This window comes from Streptomyces sp. NPDC017246 (assembly GCF_044331325.1).
Classification (GTDB): domain Bacteria; phylum Actinomycetota; class Actinomycetes; order Streptomycetales; family Streptomycetaceae; genus Streptomyces.
In genome coordinates, this window is sequence record NZ_JBIRMW010000041.1 from 1 (window position 1) to 3,089 (window position 3,089).

Below are 3,089 nucleotides of genomic sequence, written 5' to 3' on the forward strand. Positions count from 1 at the left end.
CTAGGCGCACGCCCCGGGAGAGGCGAGTCGCAGCCCGCACCCGCGCTGCAGGCTCCGCCACTCCCCGTCCTCGCCCACAGCCTGCCGCTTCTGCCGAACCAGACAAGGCCCCGGCCGATGAACAGCCGTTGGCCGAAGTGATTCCGCTGGGCCTGTTCGACCCGCTCGAAAATCCATGGAGACGCACATGACCGACTCCGGACCCATAGTCGGCACTTTCCTCGGCGACGCCGAGGAAGAGGCAGGCCAGTACCTCACCACCCTCGAAGGCTGGCGACAGTTCCTCAACGAAGTGCCCCCTCCGCCCCCTCTGCGGTCCGCACAGGAACGCGCCGGGCTGTCCCCAGCGGAGCAAGAGGCTTACGACGAGGCCCGGCTGGATCACCATGCACGGCTACTGGTCGTGGCCACATCCACTGTCCGGCACACCGTCACCACCGGCCGTCGGCTGGTCCTGCTGAACCGGCATGCCATCAGCGCACGCCGAGGACTGATCATCTCCGGCCCCGCGGGCACCGGCAAGACCATCGCCCTCACCCAGCTCGGACGCTCTCACGAACTCCTCGACCGGGCCCGCCACCCCCGTCACGCCGGCCGGATTCCCGTCATCTACATCACCGTCCCGCCTGCCGCGACCGCCCGAATGGTCGCCGCCGAATTCGCCCGCTTCCTAGGCATCCCTGTCCGCCGCAGGACCCTGAACATCACCGACATCATCGAAGCCGTCGTTGGCGTCTGCACTGACGCCCACACCGGCTTGGTCCTGGTCGACGAGCTCCACAACATCTCCCTGACCACGCGGCACGGGACCGAGGTCGCCGACACCCTCAAGTACTTCTCCGAGCGGATCCCCGCCACGTTCGTCTACGCCGGCATCAACATCGAACGCACCACTCTGCTCTCCGGCACACGCGGAGCCCAGATCGCCGGACGCTTCTCCCTCATCCCCACCCACCCCTTCCCTTATGGCACGGAGTGGCAGAGTCTGGTCGCCGCTCTGGAGGAGACGCTGCTTCTGCACGAGCACACGCCCGGCACCCTCACCACGTTGGACCGCTACCTCCATGAGCGCACTGGAGGCATGATCGGCGCCTTGTCCCACCAGATACGCGGAGCCGCGATCGACGCCATCCTCTCCGGCACGGAGAAGATCACCAAGCAGAGCCTCGCGGCCATCCCCCTCGATTACACCGCTGAGAATCCCACCCCCGCCGAACAGGCAGCCAGCCGATGGTGACGCCGTTCCCCTTTGGTGAACTTCGCCCACTCCCCATCCGCGTCCGCCCCCGACCTGCAGAAACCACCGACTCGTTCATCAGCCGTCTCGCCCGGGCCAACCACATCAAGCCCAGCCACTTGCACGGCATTCTGACCGGACCGCCGCTCTCATTCGGAAAGCCTCACCTCGACCGGCTCGCCACACTGGCCGGTTCCTCCCCCGAAATCCTCCAGCGGACCCTGGTCAATGCAGGCTCCCTGCTGCTCTGCGTCAAGCCCTCCCCGGAACGCAGTCCCGTCGAGAACGCTCAGGCCCAGCTGTTCTTCCAGATCCAACGCGATGCCGCAGGAAGAGGACTCACCGTCCGCACCCTAGCCAACCGACACGACGTCTCCCGCCGCACTGTTCAGCGGGCCTTGGCCGCACCACAACCCCGTCCCCACGAACTCGTCCGCAGACGCGTGGCCGCGACCGATCCGATCAAGGAGCTCATCAACCCACTGATCGAGGAAGGACTCACCATCAAGGAGGTCTGGGATCGCCTTGTCGACGAGCACGACGTCGCCCTGTCCATGACCGCCACCACTCGCTACTTCAGAACACACCAGCTCGACCGCACCCGCGAACCGCACCCGCCGTCCACGCTCAAGTTCTAAAGGCAGCCACCGGGACCACTCGACCTCGATGGCGCATCAAGCCTGGCCGCCCTCAGCGACGAGCTGCACCACACCCACCCACGGGAACTCGCCTGTCTGATGGACCGCACGCACCCTCCACCGACCGGCCGGAAGCTGCACCCGAGCCTGGTCGGGCCAGCCTCCATCGGGATACTCCGCTCCCAGATCGGCACCCGCTTCGGCCGAATCCATCAACACCGCCCAGCCATCGGTGACCCACAGCCCACCGTCCTCCCATGCCGTGTCCGGATCGGCCAGGACCGCCTCGGCCGCCGCAAACAACTCGGCCTCCGAGTCCGCAGCCAGCCACCGCACGAACAGCAGCTTCTCCGGCAGGAAGCACGTCTTCGCAGGTTCATCGGCCAGAACAAGCGCAGTGGCGCCGCCTGCGCCCACGGTGATCACCCCGGCCCAGTCCTCCACCTCGCAAGCACGGTCATAGTCATCACGGCCATCAGCATCGCCCAGGACGGAACCGTCCTCCGTGCATCCACCCCAGGCGTTCACCGAGGACTCCGGAACGACGATCAAGGGGCCGCCCATCGACCGGACCCAGACCAGCTCAGCACGGTCACAGCGATCGGTGTCGTGAGAAACATCCATGCGCGCAGTCTGCCGCCCCCCACTGACACCACCCGGAGGCCGGCAGGCCAGCCGACCTGCGGTCGGCCGACCTCGTGCTCTGACCGCATAGGTTCGCCGGGTCGCCAGACGAAGCACTAGTCGTCGAACTCGAAGCCCGACACCTCCGCACGGGCAATGATGTCGCGGACTGCCTCAGGACTCGTGATGACGGATTCAACGACCGCCTTGAGTCGTGCGAGGTCACTCGGACTCCCGACCGCGCAGAACATGCCAGCCTCGCTGTCGAAATCGAGGCACTCGGCAATGTCCGGCCAGGAGAACCGCACGAGACCTTCCCAGAAGTACCCGTTCGGCTCATGCCCGGCGGCAGCTACTGCGGTATCGGCGGCCAAGCCACCGGCATTCAACGTCAGCGAGTGCTCGCCGTCGAAGTCATGCAGGTTGATAGTCACGGCGCGATCCTCTCACCGCCCGGCGCACGGGCTGCCCGATCCCTCGAACCGCTCATGTGGTTCCTCACCCCTCCCGGCCCCGGTGGACCTTTGCGGTCACAGCACCAGTCACTCAAACTTCGATGGCACACGCTCAAGGTTCGATGTCACAGGACA

The 3,089-nt window shown here is 66.3% G+C and carries 4 protein-coding genes; 2 read left to right on the forward strand and 2 right to left on the reverse strand.

Going from position 1 to position 3,089, the window contains the following annotated elements; translation table 11 throughout:
• Positions 1–187: 187 nt before the first annotated feature.
• Both ACH4MY_RS38120 and ACH4MY_RS38125 read left to right on the forward strand, forming a co-directional pair.
• Complete coding sequence (locus tag ACH4MY_RS38120) at positions 188–1,237, forward strand: TniB family NTP-binding protein (RefSeq protein WP_398009439.1); 1,050 nt, start codon at positions 188–190, stop codon at positions 1,235–1,237.
• Positions 1,231–1,875: a TniQ family protein gene (locus ACH4MY_RS38125; RefSeq protein ID WP_398009441.1), complete on the forward strand. Its 645-nt coding sequence runs from the start codon at positions 1,231–1,233 to the stop codon at positions 1,873–1,875. Before ACH4MY_RS38120 ends, ACH4MY_RS38125 begins: the two co-directional genes overlap by 7 nt.
• A 36-nt stretch (positions 1,876–1,911) precedes the next feature.
• Here ACH4MY_RS38125 and ACH4MY_RS38130 read toward each other — a convergent pair whose 3' ends face one another.
• Both ACH4MY_RS38130 and ACH4MY_RS38135 read right to left on the reverse strand, forming a co-directional pair.
• Positions 1,912–2,499, reverse strand: coding sequence for an Imm21 family immunity protein (locus ACH4MY_RS38130; protein WP_398009443.1), 588 nt, complete (start codon positions 2,497–2,499; stop codon positions 1,912–1,914).
• A gap of 116 nt (positions 2,500–2,615) precedes the next feature.
• Positions 2,616–2,933: an Imm51 family immunity protein gene (locus ACH4MY_RS38135; protein ID WP_398009445.1), complete on the reverse strand. Its 318-nt coding sequence runs from the start codon at positions 2,931–2,933 to the stop codon at positions 2,616–2,618.
• Positions 2,934–3,089: the final 156 nt, after the last annotated feature.

What these genes read in the sequence shown, in the direction of transcription:
- ACH4MY_RS38120 (WP_398009439.1), top strand. Translation starts at nt 188, where the DNA reads ATGACCGACTCCGGACCCATAGTCGGCACTTTCCTCGGCGACGCCGAG.
- ACH4MY_RS38125 (WP_398009441.1), top strand. Translation starts at nt 1,231, where the DNA reads ATGGTGACGCCGTTCCCCTTTGGTGAACTTCGCCCACTCCCCATCCGC.
- ACH4MY_RS38130 (WP_398009443.1), bottom strand. Translation starts at nt 2,499, where the DNA reads ATGGATGTTTCTCACGACACCGATCGCTGTGACCGTGCTGAGCTGGTC.